Source organism: Streptomyces sp. NPDC053069 (assembly GCF_044546895.1).
Classification (GTDB): domain Bacteria; phylum Actinomycetota; class Actinomycetes; order Streptomycetales; family Streptomycetaceae; genus Streptomyces.
This window is the reverse complement of the sequence record NZ_JBITZN010000001.1, coordinates 63,658-81,631: the sequence shown is the minus strand read 5'-3', so window position 1 is coordinate 81,631 and position 17,974 is coordinate 63,658. Positions and strand designations below refer to the sequence as shown.

General features: G+C 73.3%; 17 protein-coding genes and 2 pseudogenes. 12 read left to right on the top strand and 7 right to left on the bottom strand.

Annotation, left to right across the window (positions count from 1 at the left end; all coding sequences use genetic code 11):
• Nucleotides 1-55: 55 nt before the first annotated feature.
• Entirely contained in the window at nucleotides 56-490 is a 435-nt protein-coding gene (locus ACIGXP_RS00395; RefSeq protein WP_399762551.1) for an SPW repeat protein, read from the bottom strand.
• Between the two features lie 186 nt (nucleotides 491-676).
• Between ACIGXP_RS00395 and ACIGXP_RS00390 the strand changes: the two genes are divergently transcribed.
• Both ACIGXP_RS00390 and ACIGXP_RS00385 read left to right on the top strand, forming a co-directional pair.
• A complete protein-coding gene (locus ACIGXP_RS00390; RefSeq protein ID WP_399762550.1) occupies nucleotides 677-1,804 on the top strand; it encodes an LLM class flavin-dependent oxidoreductase in 1,128 nt (375 codons plus the stop codon).
• A gap of 28 nt (nucleotides 1,805-1,832) precedes the next feature.
• Nucleotides 1,833-2,369, top strand: coding sequence for an HXXEE domain-containing protein (locus ACIGXP_RS00385; protein WP_399762548.1), 537 nt, complete (start codon nucleotides 1,833-1,835; stop codon nucleotides 2,367-2,369).
• Between the two features lie 285 nt (nucleotides 2,370-2,654).
• On the opposite strand, the gene ACIGXP_RS00380 is transcribed toward ACIGXP_RS00385, so the two are convergent.
• Entirely contained in the window at nucleotides 2,655-3,734 is a 1,080-nt protein-coding gene (locus ACIGXP_RS00380; RefSeq protein ID WP_399762546.1) for an acyl-CoA dehydrogenase family protein, read from the bottom strand.
• A gap of 131 nt (nucleotides 3,735-3,865) precedes the next feature.
• Between ACIGXP_RS00380 and ACIGXP_RS00375 the strand changes: the two are divergent.
• The 5 genes and pseudogenes from ACIGXP_RS00375 to ACIGXP_RS00355 form a co-directional block, all read left to right on the top strand.
• A pseudogene (locus ACIGXP_RS00375) lies at nucleotides 3,866-4,120 on the top strand (YciI family protein); the annotation flags it as partial.
• A 323-nt stretch (nucleotides 4,121-4,443) separates the two neighbouring features.
• On the top strand, nucleotides 4,444-5,766 hold the full coding sequence (locus ACIGXP_RS00370; protein ID WP_399763491.1) for an aldehyde dehydrogenase family protein: 1,323 nt from the start codon (nucleotides 4,444-4,446) through the stop codon (nucleotides 5,764-5,766).
• A gap of 41 nt (nucleotides 5,767-5,807) precedes the next feature.
• Nucleotides 5,808-6,469, top strand: a pseudogene (locus tag ACIGXP_RS00365) (aldo/keto reductase).
• Between the two features lie 106 nt (nucleotides 6,470-6,575).
• Nucleotides 6,576-6,956 (top strand): BlaI/MecI/CopY family transcriptional regulator, encoded by a 381-nt coding sequence (locus ACIGXP_RS00360; RefSeq protein WP_363218471.1) that lies wholly within the window; start codon nucleotides 6,576-6,578, stop codon nucleotides 6,954-6,956.
• Nucleotides 6,953-7,879 carry a M48 family metalloprotease gene (locus ACIGXP_RS00355; RefSeq protein WP_399762544.1) on the top strand — a complete coding sequence of 309 codons (927 nt, stop codon included), beginning with the start codon at nucleotides 6,953-6,955 and terminating at the stop codon, nucleotides 7,877-7,879. Before ACIGXP_RS00360 ends, ACIGXP_RS00355 begins: the two co-directional genes overlap by 4 nt.
• A 113-nt stretch (nucleotides 7,880-7,992) precedes the next feature.
• Here ACIGXP_RS00355 and ACIGXP_RS00350 read toward each other — a convergent pair whose 3' ends face one another.
• Nucleotides 7,993-8,823 carry a dienelactone hydrolase family protein gene (locus ACIGXP_RS00350; RefSeq protein ID WP_363218469.1) on the bottom strand — a complete coding sequence of 277 codons (831 nt, stop codon included), beginning with the start codon at nucleotides 8,821-8,823 and terminating at the stop codon, nucleotides 7,993-7,995.
• A 140-nt stretch (nucleotides 8,824-8,963) separates the two neighbouring features.
• On the opposite strand from ACIGXP_RS00350, the gene ACIGXP_RS00345 reads away from it, so the two are divergent.
• From ACIGXP_RS00345 to ACIGXP_RS00335, 3 genes are all read left to right on the top strand, one after another.
• A complete protein-coding gene (locus ACIGXP_RS00345) occupies nucleotides 8,964-10,007 on the top strand; it encodes a GlxA family transcriptional regulator (RefSeq protein WP_399762542.1) in 1,044 nt (347 codons plus the stop codon).
• Between the two features lie 147 nt (nucleotides 10,008-10,154).
• Nucleotides 10,155-10,547, top strand: coding sequence for a VOC family protein (locus tag ACIGXP_RS00340; protein ID WP_399762540.1), 393 nt, complete (start codon nucleotides 10,155-10,157; stop codon nucleotides 10,545-10,547).
• Nucleotides 10,548-10,590: 43 nt separating this feature from the next.
• A complete protein-coding gene (locus ACIGXP_RS00335; protein WP_399762539.1) occupies nucleotides 10,591-11,670 on the top strand; it encodes an adenosine deaminase in 1,080 nt (359 codons plus the stop codon).
• Here the strand turns inward: ACIGXP_RS00335 and ACIGXP_RS00330 are convergent.
• Entirely contained in the window at nucleotides 11,652-12,167 is a 516-nt protein-coding gene (locus ACIGXP_RS00330) for a DUF664 domain-containing protein (RefSeq protein ID WP_399762537.1), read from the bottom strand. The two genes, ACIGXP_RS00335 and ACIGXP_RS00330, sit on opposite strands and share 19 nt — an antisense overlap.
• 330 nt (nucleotides 12,168-12,497) lie before the next feature.
• The gene (locus tag ACIGXP_RS00325; RefSeq protein ID WP_363218464.1) at nucleotides 12,498-13,412 is read right to left on the bottom strand and encodes a LysR substrate-binding domain-containing protein; all 915 of its coding nucleotides are present in this window, start codon (nucleotides 13,410-13,412) and stop codon (nucleotides 12,498-12,500) included.
• Between the two features lie 149 nt (nucleotides 13,413-13,561).
• On the opposite strand from ACIGXP_RS00325, the gene mgrA reads away from it, so the two are divergent.
• Entirely contained in the window at nucleotides 13,562-14,554 is a 993-nt protein-coding gene (mgrA, locus tag ACIGXP_RS00320) for an L-glyceraldehyde 3-phosphate reductase (RefSeq protein WP_399762535.1), read from the top strand.
• A 547-nt stretch (nucleotides 14,555-15,101) separates the two neighbouring features.
• Here the strand turns inward: mgrA and ACIGXP_RS00315 are convergent.
• The gene (locus ACIGXP_RS00315; RefSeq protein ID WP_399762534.1) at nucleotides 15,102-15,485 is read right to left on the bottom strand and encodes a nuclear transport factor 2 family protein; all 384 of its coding nucleotides are present in this window, start codon (nucleotides 15,483-15,485) and stop codon (nucleotides 15,102-15,104) included.
• A 312-nt stretch (nucleotides 15,486-15,797) separates the two neighbouring features.
• On the opposite strand from ACIGXP_RS00315, the gene ACIGXP_RS00310 reads away from it, so the two are divergent.
• A complete protein-coding gene (locus ACIGXP_RS00310; protein WP_363218461.1) occupies nucleotides 15,798-16,208 on the top strand; it encodes a hypothetical protein in 411 nt (136 codons plus the stop codon).
• Nucleotides 16,209-16,365: 157 nt separating this feature from the next.
• Here ACIGXP_RS00310 and ACIGXP_RS00305 read toward each other — a convergent pair whose 3' ends face one another.
• The gene (locus ACIGXP_RS00305; protein ID WP_399762532.1) at nucleotides 16,366-17,634 is read right to left on the bottom strand and encodes a streptophobe family protein; all 1,269 of its coding nucleotides are present in this window, start codon (nucleotides 17,632-17,634) and stop codon (nucleotides 16,366-16,368) included.
• Nucleotides 17,635-17,974 lie beyond the last annotated feature (340 nt).

The window sequence follows — 17,974 nt, the reverse complement described above, 5'->3', positions numbered from 1 at the left end:
CGCCCGGGCGGACCGGCCTCCCATCCTGCGTGTCTTCCTTTCCTCGCATCTCCGGCTACGGCCTGGGCGTGCTCCTCGCCGCCGTACCGGCACAGACGAGTCCGAGTACGAGCGCGAGTGCGCCGATGATCACGTTGTTGATGATCACGCCCGCGTCCGGGCCCCTGCCCACGACCCAGGGGGCGATGATCATCCAGATGCCGATGGCGCACATGGCCCAGCTGAGGCCGTACATCCGCTCGGGGGCCCGGGTGAATCCCAGGGCGAGCAGCCCTATCGCGATACCCATGATCAGGTTGTGCGTCATGAGGGCGGGCTGGCTCGCCGTGTAGTGCACTATCCACGGAGATGCCGCGCAGTAGAGCCCGAGCAGGAAGACCGGCCCGTCCACGAGCGCCACATCGCGACCGCCGAGCATGCGGGCGTAGCGTGCCCGCATTTCGGAGACATCGGGGTGGGTCGTCATATCACCCCTGTGCAGGTTGGCCATGACTCGTCTCCTTTGACTTTGCAGGCCAGACCGCGTCTGGTGCGGTGTGCGGATATATCCGCATGTTCCCAGTCTGCTCTTATTTATTCTTTATGTGTAGACCCACATCGGGTGACATGCCGGTACCGACACAGGGCAGCCGAAGGAGTACGGGACGTACGATGCGTTCGGCTGGCGACCTGGGAGGTGACCGTCCGTCATGGATGCGAAGGTGCTGGAGCGGTTCCCCGCCGGGGCCCCGCGCGGATCGTTGCCCGCGGAGGAGTACGCGGCAGCGCGCCGCGCCGCCGGCGAGCGGGTGACCGTGGTGATGGACCTGAACTCCGACGCCTTCCTCGTCGTGGCCGAGGTCGCCGAGGCGCAGGACGACAGCCGGCCCTGAGCCGGGCCCCGGGCGCCCGCGGTACCGACTCCGCTCGGCGGCACAGTGTCGTCGGCGAGCGGCCGACAGGTGATCGTGCCGGACCGTTCCCGCGGATCGCCGACGACACGGACAGCAGCCGGTGCACGTACCGGTGTCACACCTTCGTGAACTCCAACGGTCCGCGACACGAGACCGGTCGGGTTTTCCTTGACCGTCTCCCCGGCGGCTGCCACGAGGCCACCGCCTCCGGCCGGGAGTTGTGGGACGGCAAGAGCGTCGACCTGCACGGCGAGCACCTGCGGGTCGAGGACGCCAGGCTCGCCCGGGTGCCCGACCCGGTGCCCGAGGTGTACTTCGGCGGCTCCTCGCCCGCCGCCGGCGAGGTCGCGGCCCGGTACGCGGACGTGTACCTCCCCTGGGGCGAGCCGCCCGCGCAGGTCGCCGAGAAGATCGCCCGGATCCGTAAGCTCGCCGCCGGGCACGGCCGTACCCTGCGCTTCGGTATCCGGCTGCACGTCATCACCCGGGACACTTCCGAACAGGCCTGGGCGGAGGCGGACCGGCTGCTCGACGGCTTCGACACGGCGACCGTACGGGCCGTCCAGGCGGGCCTGGCCCGCAGCGAGTCGGAGGGACAGCAGCGCATGCTCGCCCTGCACGGCGGCAGCCGGGAGAATCTGGAGATCCACCCCAACCTGTCGGCCGGGATCGGCCTGGTGCGTGGTGGCGCGGGCACCGCCCTGGTCGGCAGCCATGAGCAGGTCGCCGAGCGGATCCGGGAGTACCACGCCCTCGGCATCGACGAGTTCGTGCTCTCCGGCCACCCCCACCTGGAGGAGGCGTACTGGTTCGGCGAGGGTGTGCTGCCCCGGCTCGCCGCGCAGGGGCTGTGGGCGCACCCCGACGACACCGTGTCCGCCGCCTTCGCCCAGCTGCCGTTCGTGAGCTGACCAACCGGCCTTGGCAGACTGTGGGTTCATGACACAAGAACCGAACGACGTCTCGCCCGCCGTCACTTGGGGTCTGCTGGCCGCGTGGGCCGTGCACGACACCGAGGAAGTGGTGATGGTGCCGCGCTGGGTGCGCACCCATGTGCCTCAGCTGCGCAAGAAGTATCCCCGGGTGCCGGAGACGGTGTGGCGGCGGCTGGAGGCCGTGGACGCGCGGGAGTTCAACACCGCTGTCGCCGCGATGGCTGTGGTGCTGGCCGCCGCGGCGGCCGACGGCCACCGGACCGGGGGCCGCTCGGCCGTCTACCAGACGGCGCTGAACGCCTTCGGCCTGCACGGCCTGGTCCACCTGGCCCAGGCGGCCGCGATGCGCGGTTACACCCCGGGCTCCGCGACCACCCCCCTGGTGGTCCTCCCCTTCACCGTGTGGGCCCGCGGCCGGCTCCGCCGCTCCGGCGCCCTGCGCCCCACCCGGCCGCGGCAACTGGCCGAGGGCCTCGCCTTTGCCGCCACGGCCGCGGTCGGCACCCACGCACTGGCCCAGCGCCTGCTGCGCCGACGGTGACGCAGGGCGCCCCGAATCACCCGTCAAGAACGCCCACGGCCGCGCTGCTGCTGACAGTGGCCCCGCTGCAGCGCCCCGGCGCCCGTACCAGCACCGGCGGTGAGGCGGGCGCCCCGGCTCCGGCGGCAGCGCCGCCGGTAGCCGCCCCGAGGGTGACGGGGAAGGCCCCTGGCCAAGGCTCGGCCGGCCCGTAGCCGCGTCGCCGGTCAGGGCGGCCCCGGCTGCAGAGCCCCCATGGGCTCAGCTGCGCCGGCGGCTGGCGCAGGGCCCTGGCACCGGTGGTCCTCAGCCCGCAGCACCCGTGTCGGTGCTGTCGGCGGCTCCCGGCCCGGTGGCCCCCAGGGCCCGCAGATGTGCCGCCCGGGACTCGGTCGTCTGTCCCTGGACCAGCAGGAACAGCGCTTCCCGGGCCAGGCGCTGGGCGCGGCTGGTCAGGGCCATCGACCGGCCGCCGCCGGCCACCACCGCCGCGGTGGTGGCCGTCCGCAGCACCTCGTACGACTCCGCGCGCACCGCCAGCCGCTCCGCGACCCGCTCCAGCGGTGCCGGATGGTCGGCCAGGGCGTAGGCGCGGCGGCGGACGTCGGCGAGCCGGGCCGTGAGCGGGGCGGCCGTCTCCGCGTCCAGCAGGGACAGGGCGGCCTCCGTGAGGCCGAAGACCGCCGGGTTGGCGTTGAGCGTCCTGGCCCGGTCCAGGGGCGCCAACCGCTCGTACGGCATCCGCAGGGCGACCGACTCCTCCGGCAGCCACAGTCCGGTCAGTTCCAGCGACACCGTGCGCGCGGCGGTGAGCGCGGCGAGGCGCATCGGTTCCGAGGCCCGCAGCCCCGGCTGCACGCGCGCCTCGGCGAAGGCGAGCACCGCCTCGCCCGCATCGGTCATCCCGGCGAGCAGCATCACGTCGTTCAGGCCCCACCCGGTGTACCAGGGCACGGTCCCGTCGAACCGCCAACCGCCGCCCTCCCGGCGCACGCGTACCGGGACACGCGGATACGAGCGCAGATGCGCGTACGCCACCCCGGACATCAGCTCGCCCCGCGACAGCGGACCCAACAGCCGCTCCCGGACGGGGAGTTCGCTCTGCGCCAGAATCTGTACGGGCGTGTGGTGCTGGGTCTGCACGAACCATGTCGAACAGCACGCTCCGGCCAGGATCTCCGCGGTCCGGCGGACCACGTCCGGCGGGGCGCCCGAGCCGCCGGACGCGACCGGAGCGCCCACCCCGAGCAGCCCCGACCTCTTCACCGCCTCGATGTGGCTCACCGGAACGCCCTCCTGGTCGACCCGCTCGGCCTCGGGGAGCAGCAGGTCCGTGGCGAGCCGGTGGGCGCGGTCGAGGAGCGGATGCGGCGTGGTGGCTGTCATACGGAGGATTCTGTCGAACATTCCCCCGGCGCCGTGCCGATCCCGGGGCCGGTCGTTCGTGCAGGACGTGACAGGCATCCGAGAGACCCCGAAGTCACCGAGGAGGACATCATGAAGCACTACCTGCTCAGCGGGACGTCGAGGCCTTCAACGACGAGTTGCGCGCGGCCGGAACGTGGGTGTTCGCCGGCGGTCTGCACGGCCCGGAGACCGCCACCGTGCTCCGCCCGAAGGACGGCGACGTGCTCATCACCGACGGCCCGTATGCCGAGGGCAAGGAGGAGTACCTCGGCGGACTCCACCTGATCAGGGCCGCCGACCCGGACGAGGCCCCGGAGTGGGGCCGCAGGGCCGCCCTCGCCACCACCCTGCCCATCGAGCTACGCGTCCAGCGCCGAGGCCAAGGGCCCGGCCACGGCGCTCGACCTGGGCCGCCGTCACCTGCTGCACGCCGTCCGCGCCGAGCTGCTGCGCCGCCTGGGCCGCACCGCCGAGGCGGCGACCGAGTGCGGCCTCGCCGCCGAACTGGCCGGAAGCGAGGCCGGGCGGGCCCACCTGCGGCGACGCCGACACGAGACCGGCCCCACTCAGACGTGACCCGCGTCACCCCGGGGCGCCGGAATGAACTTGAGAACGTGAAAGGTTGGCAAATACATCCATGCCGCCTAGGCTCGGGCCGAATCAGCCCGAGCACACCTGCGAGGCACCCGTGAACCACTCCGCCACCGAGCAGCCCGCCGACATCGTGTCCCGGCTGCGCGCCACCTTCGCCACCGGCCGCACCAGGCCCGTCGAGTGGCGCACCGGCCAGCTGCGCCGCCTGCGCGCGATGCTCACCGAGCGCGGCGCCGACCTCGCCGCCGCCCTCCACGCCGACCTCGGCAAGAGCAGCACCGAGGCCCACCGCACCGAGATCGACTTCACCGTCCGTGAGATCGACCACACCCTCGACCACCTCGCGGACTGGCTGCGCCCCGAGCCCGCGCCGGTCCCGGCCCACCTCGGCGCCGACGCCAGGGCCTGGACGCAGTACGACCCGCTCGGCGTCGTCCTCGTCATCGCGCCCTGGAACTACCCGGCGCAGCTGCTGCTCGCCCCGATGGTCGGCGCCATGGCCTCCGGAAACGCGGTCGTCGCCAAGCCCAGCGAGCTGGCCCCGGCCACCTCGGCCGCGCTGGCCGAGCTGATCCCGGCCTATCTCGACACCGACGCGGTCGCCGTCGTCGAGGGCGGCGTCCCGGAGACCACCGCCCTGCTGGCCGAGCGCTTCGACCACATCTTCTACACCGGCAACGGCGCCGTCGGCCGGATCGTCATGCGCGCCGCCGCCGAGCACCTCACCCCGGTCACCCTCGAACTCGGCGGAAAGTCCCCGGCGTTCGTGGACCGCGACGCCGACCTCGACGTGGTCGCGGACCGGCTTGCGCGCGGCAAGTTCCTCAACGCCGGCCAGACCTGTGTGGCCCCCGACTACGTGCTGACCGACCCGGAGACCGCCCCTGTCCTGGAGGCGGCACTCGTCCGGGCCGTGGAGGCGCTGTACGGCACGGACCCGGCGGCCTCGCCCGAGTACGGCCGGATCGTCAACGAGCGGCACTTCGACCGGCTCTCCGGCCTGCTCGACTCCGGTCGGATCGCGGTCGGCGGCACCAGCGACCGTACGGCCAAATACATCGCGCCGACCGTCCTCGTGGACGTCGACCCCAAGTCGCCCGTCATGCAGGAGGAGATCTTCGGCCCGATCCTGCCCGTCGTCACCGTGTCCGGCCTGGACGAGGCGATCGACTTCATCAACGACCGCGACAAGCCGCTCGCGCTGTACGTCTTCACCGAGTCCGAGCAGACCCGTGCGCGCTTCGCCGCCGAGACCTCCTCCGGCGGCCTGGGCCACGGCCTGCCCCTCGCCCATCTCACCGTCTCCGACCTGCCGTTCGGCGGCGTGGGGGAGAGCGGCATGGGCAGCTACCACGGCCGCTACTCCATCGAGACCTTCAGCCACCGCAAGGCGGTCCTGGAGAAGCCGCTGAGCTGAACTGCCGTGCGTGGCGCGGCAGCTGTGCGGCACTCCGCCGAGTGAGCGCTGAAATGATCACTGCGGACGCCTCCGGCGCCTTCGCAGTGCGCGACCTGCCCGTCCACCGCATCGGCTTCGGAGCCATGCGGCCGACGGGCAGCGCCGCGTTCCACCTCGGCACGCCCAGCGGTCGCGCACGCTCCATGGCCGTGCTGCGGCGGGCCGTCGAACCGGGCGTGAACCACATCGACACCGCCGCCTTCTGCTTCTCCGCCACGCGCTCCGCCAAATGAACTGATCAACACCGCCCTCGCCCCGTACGCCGACGACCTGGTCATCGCCACCAAGGTCGGCCCCTTCCGCGACCACTACGGCGAGTGGGGCACCTCGGCATCTCCGCGGTCGAACCACGCCACCTCGCCGAGACACTGGAGATCGCCCCGGTGGTGTCCGTGCAGGACCGGTACGCCCTGGACCGCCGCGACCCCGTCGCCGGCGAGGCCGACACCCAAGACGTCACCGGGCGCGACATCGCCCGCGCCCACGGCGTGAGCCCCGCGCGGATCCGCATCGCCTGGACCTTGCACCAGGGCCCGCACGTCCTCGCCATCCCCGGCACCGGCAACCCGGACACCTCGTGGAGAACGTCGCCGCGGGCGCCCTGCGCCTCACGGCGGACGAACTGAAACGGCTGGACGCGCTGGACAGCGCCGCCGGCTGACTGGTTTTTGAATGGGGCCCGGGCACGGCCGTACGAAGGTCCGATTGACTACCATCGTGTAGACGGTCGTACGGGCCGCAGACGAGGACGGGGTGAGGAACGTTCCATGACCGAGGCGAAGGACGAGCGCCGGCCGGCGGGCGAGCTCGAAGCGAGCGTCATGGCCGCGCTCTGGGCCGCGGGCAGCCCCCGGACGCCCGGCGAGGTCCAGCGGAGCCTCGGCACGGACCTGGCCCGTACGACGGTGACCACGATCCTCACCCGCCTGTACGACAAGGGAGTCGTCGAGCGGCACCGCCAGGGCCGGGGCTACGCCTATGTCCCCGTCCGTGACGTCCAGGACGCCCACGGCCTCACCGCCCGCCGGATGCACAGCGAACTGGACCGGGACAGCGACCGCGAGACGGTCCTCGCCCGCTTCGTCGCCCAGCTCAGCCCCGACGACGAACGCATTCTGCGGGACCTGCTCGAATCCGGCGAACGATGACCGCACTGCTCCTGCTGCCCCTGCTGCTGCCGTTCGCCCTGCCGGCCCTGGCCCGCCGGGCGCTGGACCGGCTCGTCCCGGTGGCCGCGCTGTGGGCCGTCACCACCTGTGCGGTCCTCCTCGCCGGCTGCTCACTGGCCGCCCTCGGCGCATTCGTGCTGACCGGACTCCTCAAGATCCCGCTCTTCGCCGCGCTCGGCGAGCTGATCCATCCGCTGCACACCGCCTCGGACCTCGTCGTGCTGCCGGCCGCCGCGACGTCCGTCGGTGCGCTCGCCGTCTGCGGCTGGACCCTCGTCCGCTCGGTGCTGCACCAGGGCCGTGCCTTCCGCGCGGCCCGGACGGAGGCCGGGCGCGGACCCGCGGCCGGCGACCTGTGCGTGGTGGACTCGCCCCGCCCGGACGCCTACGCGCTGCCCGGCCGCCCGCACCGCATCGTCGTCACCACCGCGATGCTCCGCAGCCTGGACGGCCCCGAGCGGGAGGCGCTGTTCGCACACGAGCGGGCCCACAACGACGGCGGCCACCACTACTTCCTCGCCGCCGCCGAACTCGCCGCGCACTGCCATCCGGCGCTGCGCCCGGTCCGCGAGACCATCCGCCTCGCCGCCGAGCGCGCCGCCGACGAGGCCGCCGCCGCCCGGGTCGGCGACCGGCGCCTGATCGCCCGGGCCATCGCCCGCGCGGCACTCGCCGGGCAGGCCGCCCGCTCCCCGCGCCCCGGCTTCGCCGCCGCCGCGACCACCGGCCCCGTCCCGCAGCGCGTCCAGGCCCTGCTCGCCGCTCCGCTCGTGCCCCGGGCCGGCCGGACGATCGCCGGCCTCCTCATCGCCTGCACCGCCGTCTCGTGTGTGGCATCGGCCGCCGGAATGGCCGACGTCCACCACCGGATCGAGGTCGCCCAGGGGGACGAGACGCCCTGACGCCGCCGCCCCCCGCGCCGGGGAGCGTCCTGTCGGTCACGGTCCGGGCCGGACGGGGGAGCCACGTGGGCCGATGGCGGCGAGGTGGCGGTGTCCGGCGGACCAGGGCCCGGTCAGGTGGCGGGCAGCGGTCGGTTTCCGTGCGGGTGCAGGCGGTCGGTGAGGAAGGCCAGGATCTCGTCGCGGGCCCGGACCGTGGGGTGGCCGCCCTCATCGACGAGATGGGCGGTGACGACGCTGTGCGGGGTGCCGACCAGGTCGGCGAAGAAGGGCGGCGGGGAGGGGTTGGCGGCGCTGTCCGGGAGGACACGTCCGTCGAAGGCGTCGCCGAGCAGCGCGCGGTAGGCGGCGAAGCGCTGCCCCGTGCACCAGCGGTCGCCCTCGAAGCGGTAGGCGAGGACGGTGAGTCCGTCGCGGTCGAGCCGGTCGCGCACCGCTCGCGCGTCCGCCGCGTCGAGTTCGAGTCCGCCGGGGTCGTCGAGCGGCAGCGACGGGTGGTTGACCACCGGGGCGATCACCGCCGGCTCCAGGGCCATGGTGAGGGCGAAGTTGCCGGTGAAGCACAGGCCGATCGCGCCCACCCCCGGCCCACCGCACGCGGTGTGGGCCTGGCGCGCCAGGCCGCGCAGCCAGACCGTCACCGGGCTGGTGCCGCCCCCGGCGAAGGCGCGGAACTCCGCGCTGACACAGGCGCGGCGGACGACCTCCCGGCCGCCCTCGACCGTGGGAAAGGCGCCGTCCGTCCCGAACAGGGAGGGCACATGCACGGTGAAGCCCGCGTCCCGCACCCAGCGCGCGAGCCGCAGGACGTCGGGACTGATGCCCGGCATCTCGGGCAGCACCACGACCGCGGGACCGGCCCCGGCCACGTACACCGTCTTCTCCACCCCCTCCACGGTCACGCTCCGGCGGGTGAAGTCGGTCATCGGATCGTCGTCGCTCATGGGGCCAGCCTGGCCCCTGGGCCGGGCGCCGGGTGAGGGGCGGGATCGCCAAGGCCGGGGGTAATCTCGCCACACGCGAGGGATGCGAGCGGCACGCGGTCGGCGGCCCGGCGCCGGGGACACCAGGGGGTGGGGGAGCGATGGCTGAAGCGGCGCGGCAGGCGGAGGACGGTGCGTGTCCGGGCGCCGGACCGGGTGCGCTGCGGGTCGGGGTTCTGGCGTACCCGGACTGCTTCGCGTCCGAAGTGTTCGGTGTCCCCGACCTGTTGACGATGGCCGGGCATGTCGCCGGAGCCGACGCGCCCGGCTACCGGGTGTCGGTCGTCTCGCCCCGCCGCCGGGTCACAGCCTCGGGCGGCGCGAGCCTGGACGTGCGTCCCCTGCGCGAGGTCGACGTCCTCGTGGTCCCCGGCTTCGAACTGCGCCCGGACGCGGATCTCGACGCGCGGCTCGCCCGGCTCGCCCCCGAGATCGCCGCGATCCGCGCGCAGGCCGCGGCCGGCACCGCCGTCGTCTCCCTCTGCGTCGGCGCGTTCCTGCTCGCCGAGGCGGGGCTCCTCGACCGGCGCAGGGTCACCACCTCCTGGCTGCACGCGGGCGAGCTGGCCAGGCGCTGCCCGGACGCCGACGTGCGGCCCGAGCACCTCGTCGTCACTGACACGGGAGTGACGACCACGGCCGCCTTCAGCGCCATGTACGACTTCGCGCTGGACCTGATCCGCCGCAACAGCGGCGACCGCGTGGCCCGTACCACCGCACGGCTGGCGCTGGTCGACGACGCGCGGCCCTCCCAGACCCCGTACGTCGACCCGCGGCTCCTCCCGCAGCCCGGCCGGGAGTTCTCCCAGCGGGTGATGCGGCGGCTCGACCAGAACCTCGCCGAGCGGTACGACCTCGCCGCGCTCGCGGACGCCTTCCGGGTCAGCCCCCGTACGCTGCTGCGCCGCTTCGCCGAAGAGACCGGACGCAGCCCGCTGGCCCATCTGCAGGCCTCCCGGGTCCGGCGCGCCCGCCATCTTCTGGAGACCACCGACCGCACCGTCGCCGCCGTCGCCGCGGCCGTCGGCTACCAGGACCCCGGCACCTTCGCCGCCCTCTTCGCCCGCCACACCGGCCACCGCCCGAGCGCGTACCGGGCCGCCTTCCGCCGCCCGGCCCGGGCGTCCGTCCCGGACGGCGTCTAGGAGTCTTTCCGATCACCGGACCGTCGGCCCGGCCTGCCGCCGACGACGCGGGAACACGCCCGCCGCAACGCGCGTAGAACAGGGACTGGCGTCCGTCGGGTTTTACGTATAACCTCACCCGCTAACCACCCCCACCGGAAGGTCCCGATGCGACGCGTCGCCCTGGTCACCCTCGTCGTTGACGACTACGACGAGGCCATCCGCTTCTACACCGAGGCCCTCGGCTTCCGGCTGGCCGAGGACGTCCCGCGCCCCGACGGCTCCCGCTGGGTCGTGGTGGAGCCGGGAAGCGACGGAGCCGGAACCGGTCTGCTCCTGGCCCGCGCCAAGGGCGAGGACCAGCGGGCCCGGATCGGCGACCAGACCGGCGGACGCGTCGGGTTCTTCCTGCACACCGACGACTTCGCCCGCGACCACGCCCGGATGGCCACGGCCGGCGTGACCTTCCTGGAGGAGCCCCGCCACGAGCCGTACGGCATCGTCGCCGTCTTCCAGGACCTCTACGGCAACCGCTGGGACCTGCTCCAGCCCGCCCCCTGACCTTGAGAACCACCCGCGACCCACTCCTGAGGAAAGCCCTGCCATGACCGCGCCCCGCATCGACATCGAGACCCTCCGCCGGCTCCCCAAGGCCGTGCTGCACGACCACCTCGACGGCGGCCTGCGCCCCGCCACCGTCGTCGAACTCGCGGCGGAGATCGGTCACACCCTGCCCACCACCGACCCCGACGAGCTGGCCGCCTGGTACTTCGAGGCCGCGAACTCGGGCGACCTGGTCCGCTACATAGCCACCTTCGAGCACACCCTCGCCGTGATGCAGACCCGTGAGGGCCTGCTGCGCACCGCCGAGGAGTACGTCCTCGACCTCGCCGCCGACGGTGTCGTCTACGCCGAGGTGCGCTACGCCCCCGAGCTGAACACCAGGGGCGGGCTGACGATGAGCGACGTCGTGGAGACCGTGCAGGAGGGCCTGGCCGCCGGTATGGCCAAGGCCGCCGCGGCGGGCACCCCCGTCCGGGTCGGCACCCTGCTGTGCGGCATGCGGATGTTCGACCGGGTCCGCGAGGCCGCCGACCTGGCCGTCGCCTACCGGGACGCCGGGGTCGTCGGCTTCGACATCGCCGGCGCCGAGGACGGCTTCCCGCCCGCCGACCACCTGGCCGCCTTCGAGCACCTGCGCCGCGAGAACGTGCCCTTCACCATCCACGCCGGTGAGGCGCACGGCCTGCCCAGCATCCACCAGGCCCTGCAGGTGTGCGGCGCCCAGCGCATCGGCCACGGCGTGCGCCTCACCGAGGACATCCCCGACCTCGCGGCCGGCAAGCTCGGCCGGCTCGCCTCCTGGGTGCGCGACCGCCGTATCGCCCTGGAGATGTGCCCCACCTCGAACCTGCAGACGGGCTGTGCCACCTCGATCGCCGAGCACCCGATCACGGCCCTGAAGGACCTGGGCTTCCGGGTCACCCTCAACACCGACAACCGTCTGGTGTCGGGTACGACGATGACCCGCGAGATGTCCCTGCTGGTCGAGGAGGCCGGCTGGACCGTCGAGGACCTGCGTACGGTCACGGTGAACGCCCTCAAGAGCGCGTTCATCCCGTTCGACGAGCGCAAGGCCCTCATCGAGGACGTGGTCCTGCCGGGTTACGCGGCAGCGCTCTGAACGAGCCCCCTGAGGTAGGCGGCCTGTCCGACGTGCTGAAGGTCGTCGGACAGGACGCTCACCAGGCGCACCCCCAGACTGACCGGGGGATCCCAGCGTTCGTCCACGATCCGCTCCAGATCCTTGGCGGCGAGCGAGCGCAGCGCGCCGAGCGTCTGCTCGTGGACGGCGTCGTAGTACCCGGTCAGCTGGTCGGCCGACTCGACCCGCACCTTCGCGACCTTCGCGGGACTGTGCCCGTACCCGGTGTCGTGGCGGGGCAGGCCGAGGCCGAAGCGTTTCTCCCAGCCCTGGGACAGCCACACCTGGTCGAGGTCGAAGGCGTCGGCGATGTGGTCGTCCTGGACCCGGGTGAGATGCCAGACGAGCCAGGTGATCGAGTTGGCGTCGGGGGCGGGGCGGTGGTGCAGCTCCTCCGGTCCGAGGCCGTCGAGGGCGGCATGGACTTCTTCCTGGATGCGGCCGTAGCCGTCGATGAGGATGTCCTTTGCATGCATACCGTCCACCATCCCAAACCCCGGGCGCTCACGCGTCCGGAATCCGGCTCCGTGGAAACCGGGCGGCACCCGCTCCGGCAGCTGCACCCGCGCCACCGGCCTCCCCGGTGAAGTCCTGCGCCGCGAGGATACGAACGCCGCCCCCGCCCGCCGCGGCGCACCTGCTCAGCGGGTGCGCGCCGGTGGCGCCGCGACATGGACAACGCGTTCACCCGCGGGAATTCCTGCGGCCGGTCGTCCGACACCCGCTGTGCGCCCGGCCGTTTTGCGTCCGCGGCGGAGAACGGCCGGATGGCGGAGGACGGCCGGCATGGCGGAGGACGGCCGGAATCAGGAGGCCTGGGAGCCTTCCCGGGAGGGCGCCAGGTCCCCTGTTTCGAGGAGCGTGACCAGCGCGCGGGCCGCCGGGCTGGTGGCCCGTTCCGGCGGCAGCAGGGCCACGGTCTCGTACTCCGCCTCGCCCGTGCCCTTCAGCGGCAGCGCCGTGAGGGACGGCCGCTTGTGCCGGAAGTGCCGGGGTACGACCGCGATCCCCAGGTTCTCGTCCACCAGGTCCAGCAGGCTGTGCACGTCGTTGACCTCCAGCGCGACTGTGCGCCGCACACCGGCCGCGGTGAACGCGGCGTCGGTGGTGCGGCGCGGCCCCCAGTCCGGGTGGAAGTCCACGAAGACCTCGCCCGCCAGGTCGTCCGGAGTCAGCACCGCGCCCGCCGAAGCCAGCCGGTGGCCGGGATGGCACAGCACGGTCATCGGCTCGCTGGTCAGCGACACCGACCGCAGCTGGTCGCTGTCGGCCTGGGTGCGGTAGGCGAAGGCGAGGTCGAGCCGGCCGGCCCCGACCTCCTCGGCCAGCGCGCCCGAACCGGCCTGCCGCAGCCGGATCTCCACGTCCGGATGACGGCCCCGGAACGCGGCCAGCAGCCGGGCCACCTGCACCCCGGCGATGCACTGCTCGGTGCCCAGGGCCAGGGTGCCGCGCAGCACACCCTGTACCGCCGCGACCGCTTCGTGCGCCGCGCGCACCTGCGCCAGGATCCGCTCGGCCTCCACCAGCAGCGCCCGCCCCGCCTCGGTGAGCGTCACCCGGCGGGTGGTCCGCACGAACAGCGGCGCCCGCAGCTCCCGTTCCAGCGCCCTGATGGACGCCGACAGCCCCGACTGGGACACCATCAGGCGTTCGGCGGCCCGGGTGAAATGCCGGTCCTCGGCGACGGCGGCGAAGTGCTGGAGATGGCGCAGTTCCATGATTGAGAAGCCTAATCGCTGAATACCATCGGATTCTTCTGTTGGACCGCTGCCCGGCGGGCGGGGAAGAGTGGGAAGCGGTTGCCCGGAGCGCAGGCTCCCGGGAGCCGCGACGACCGTGACCGTGTGCCAACCCCTCTGGAGTCGCGTTGTACACCGCACACCCCGACCGTTACGCCGACATGCCCCACCGGCGCACCGGACGCAGCGGGCTGAAACTGCCCGCGCTGTCCCTCGGCCTGTGGCACAACTTCGGCCCGGACCGGCCCGTCGAGACGCAGCGGGCCATCCTGCGGCGCGCCTTCGACCTGGGCGTCACCCACTTCGACCTCGCCAACAACTACGGCCCGCCCCCCGGCGCCGCCGAGTCCGCGCTCGGCGAGGCACTCAGGGCCGACTTCGCGCCGTACCGCGACGAGCTGGTGATCTCCACCAAGGCCGGCTACCTCATGTGGCCCGGCCCCTACGGCGAATGGGGCTCGCGCAAGTACCTGCTGTCCTCGCTCGACCAGAGCCTGACCCGGATGGGCCTGGACTACGTCGACATCTTCTACTCGCACCGCCCCGACCCGGACACTCCGCTGGAGGAGACGATGGGCGCGCTGCACACCGCGGTGCAGCAGGGCAAGGCCCTCTACGTCGGCGTCTCCAACTACTCTGCGGAGCAGACCCGCGAGGCCGCGCGCATCCTCGCCGACCTCGGCACCCCGCTCCTCATCCACCAGCCGCGCTACTCGATGCTCGACCGGCGGCCCGAGGACGAGGGACTGCTCGACGCCCTGGACGAACTGCAGGTCGGCTCCATCGTCTACTCCCCGCTGGAGCAGGGCCTGCTCACCGGGCGCTATCTCGACGGCATCCCGGAGGACTCCCGCGCGGCGAGCGACAGCCCCTTCCTGAACTCGGACGCGGTCACCGAGGACCTGGTCGCCCGGCTGCGCGCCCTCGACGAGATCGCCAAGTCCCGCGGCCAGACCCTGGCCCAGCTGGCCCTGGCCTGGGTGCTGCGCGGTGGCCGGGTCACCTCGGCACTGGTCGGCGCGAGCAGCCCCCGGCAGATCGAGGACAGCGTCGGCACCATCCGCAACCTGGACTTCGACGCCGAGGAACTGGCCCGGATCGACGCGATCGTGAAGCACTGAGCACTCCGTGCACGGACACCGGCCACCGGGGCGGTGAGGGCGGCTGCCGAGGGCATCCGGGTGCCGCCTGGGGGAAACCGAACGCGCCCGGCGCTGCCTTGGGGGGCCGTGCACGCCGGGTGGCGCGACGGGGCCGGTCGGTCGGGATGCCTCGTCGTCCGCCCGGATCAGGGGCCGACAGCGGCCGCCCCGCAGTGGACGCCGTCCGCCCGGCGGCCCGTTGTCTCGCCGGACGGGGCGGCGGGACAACTGGTCCCCGTCACCTCCGGGATCGTCTTCAGCCGGCGGGCGGAGCCATGAACCGGGCGGGTCCGGGTGCCGCGGGTGCCCGTGGCCCGGCCCCCGGGTCTTCCGGGCGAGGTGCCGGGCGAGGCCGGGGTCGACGAGGCTGCCGGGATGCACGGAGAAGGCCCGCACCCCCTCCGCCCCGTCGACCGTGCCGCGGACCTCGACCGGCCGGGGGTGCCGGAGAACTCGGCTCCGTCAGGGAACCGTCCGCCGGGGCAGACCCTCCCCAGCGGTCGAACCCGTCGCCGGCCGGGCGGTGTCAGACATCCGCCGGGACGCGGTCCAGAAAGCCCAGGACCTGCCGGATCCGGCCCTCCTCGTCCAGTGTGACGACGTCGAACCCCGCCACCGGCGCCGAGCCGTCGGCCGTGTTCACCAGCTCCCAGCCGAAGCGCGCGGTGTCGTGGTGCCCGTCCACCGCGCCGAGCGGACGGAAGACGAACCCCGGGAACTGCTCGTGCACCGCCGCGATCACCGCCGCGATGCCCTCGTGGCCGCGGACCTCGGCGAGGGGGTCGGTGTAGCCGCCGTCCGCCGTCCATGCGGCGGCGACCGCCTTCTTCAGCGCCTCCGGCTCGGTGGCGTTCCAGGCCTCGAAGTAGCGGGCGGCGGCGGTCTCGTAGCGGTCGGTGTTCACGGACATGGTGAATCAGCCTCCATCGAGGTCGTAGCTGCTGGTCGGAGCCGGTTCGGGGCTTCGCCGATCCGGTGTGACCACCATGCCGGAGGTCCGAGGGGCGGGTCGATTACCTGCCGGGTCATGCCCGGGCGCGCACCTGCCGGTGAATTCCGGCCAGAACACGCGGTGAATATGCCAACAGACTGGCCGGAAAGTCATGGTGACACTGTTTCAGGAGTGGCGATACTCGAACGCCAGGGGCACTTCACCGCACAGGAGCCGCACGCAGAGCGAGGTCCAGGCCGGCACACCAGCGAGGCGACGGGGGAGTGAGACATGCACGACGAATTCCTGTGCCATGTCACGGCGTACGGCATGTGCGACGGCCGGCGCATCGGCGTACCGCTCGGCACCTATCGCGCGCCGACGCTGGCCCTGGCCCTGTGGTGGCTGCGGGACCGGGCGTCCTGGATCGCCGAGCGCCTCGACCCGAGCCCGGAGGACCTGGCCTTCCCGGCGGGCGCGCTGGTGCCGGTCGCGGACACGGTCGCCGACGTGCCCGCCCTGTTGCGTGCCTGGTGTGCCGATGACGTCCGGCAGGAGCTGGTGGCCGACGAGCTGGCGGGCGGACGGCTGGTGCGGATCGCCGCCAGCGACGACACCACCGAGTACGAACTGCTCGCCGAGTCCGTGGACGCGCTGCGCATGCAGCGCACCCTGCCGGTGCTCGTGGTGCCCGTCGCCTGACACGTGTCCATGACGCCGACCCTGCCGCAGGACGACGTCCTGCACCCCGGCTCACCGCGCACGCCCCTGTCCTGTGCCGCCGAACCGGGCTTCCCCGAGGACGCCCCCCGTGACGAGCGGCGTGCCCGGACGGATGGGGTGGCCGGTGTCCGGGACTTCAAGGCCGGTTCACCTCGCCCTGCCTTCGCAGCGGGCGCGCCAGCAGGCCGCCCAGGAAGCCCGCGACCAGTCCCCACACTGCGCCCAGGCCCACCGCCTGCCACAACCGTGGCTTGAGGAACAACTCTCCGGACAGCCCGCCGCCCAGATCCCCGATGCCGAGCAGGGAGAGTCCGTAGTGCGCCGAACTGCGGCCCGCCAGACAGATCATCAGCACCGCCAGCGCCAGCGCCACGGCCAGGTGAACGGCGTGCTGCCACAGGCGGATCCGGGCCGGTGAGCGGACCGCCATGCGGAAGGCCACGACCAGCAGCAGGATCGCGTCCACGGCCACCAGCCACCACCACCGGCCGTCGTGGTCGGTGAGCGAGCCCATGTTCAGCGCGGAGACGTCCGGGGTGCGCAGGATCGCGTCCAGGACGTGCGGCATCGGCAGGCCGAACGGCCCGTCCACGCGGCCGTTCCAGGTCGCCCCCATGCCGAGGGTCAGGGCCAGCCAGGCCAGATTGGGCAGGCCGAGCAGAATCAGCGCGAAGGTCTCCGGGACGTGCCCACGGGTGGCCGCCGTGATCAGCGCGACGACGAGGCCGATCACGACGTAGGCGAGGAGCAGGACCACCACCGCGTGCGCGGCCGGGCGCACCGACTCCTGGAAACGCAGCAGCCGAGCCGGCAGCGGCGCCCCGTACGCGACCAGCAGCGCCAGCAGCAGCACTCCGGCCAGCCACAGCAACCCGAACAGCACCGTCAGCGGCACGTCCGTGGTGAACCCCACCTTCGGCGCCACGTCGAACAGCCCCGTCAGGTCGCTGAGGGCGCCGCTGCCCACGTCGACGGCGAACGTCTGCCGGGCGCCGAAGGCCAGGCCGATCAGCACGAGCAGCCACAGCACCGCGATCCGGGCGGCCCAGCCGGCCAGTTCACCCGCCGAGGCCACCGCCCGGTGCCGCAGCGGGCGCAGGAAGCCCGCGCCGATCACCAGGGCACCGGCCAGGGTCACCGAAAGGGGGATCACGGTGATCCCGGCCCGGGTCTGCGCCAGTACCCCCGCGTTGCCGGAGAGTTCCACACTGCCGCCCACCGCCGTGACCAGGGCCGCGGCCACCACCCGCGGGAACGCGCCGTCCGGCAGGCCCGCTGCTCCGGCCGCCCACAGTCCGAGCGCTGAAACCAGCACCATGACGGCCAGCCCGGTCAGCACCGTCGCCACGGCCCGCGCCCAGCCGTGGTGGGCGGCGGGCCGCGCGGAGACGGTCGGAGCGCTCACGCTTGCCACGCTAAGCAGCGGCCCGGCACGGCGCCCGCCGGGTGGGCCGTCCGCGTCGGCTTGCGAGCCTCGGCACCCTGCGACACATCAAGCCGCGTATCACGACGATCGCTGCGATCGCGACCGGAACGCGACGGGAAGAAGGGCACGTGAGCGCCGAGTTTCCGTCTCCCGGCCACCCGACAGGACCGCCGCCCGGCCACGTCACCTGTGCGGTCGGCGGCGGATCGTCCACGTCGTCCTCGGAGCGGCAGACGACAGGATCCGCGCCGTCGCCGGGGGACTCCGCTCCCGGCGAGTCGGCGGTCAGGCCGCACAGCCGCAGCCGCAGGGCTCGCCG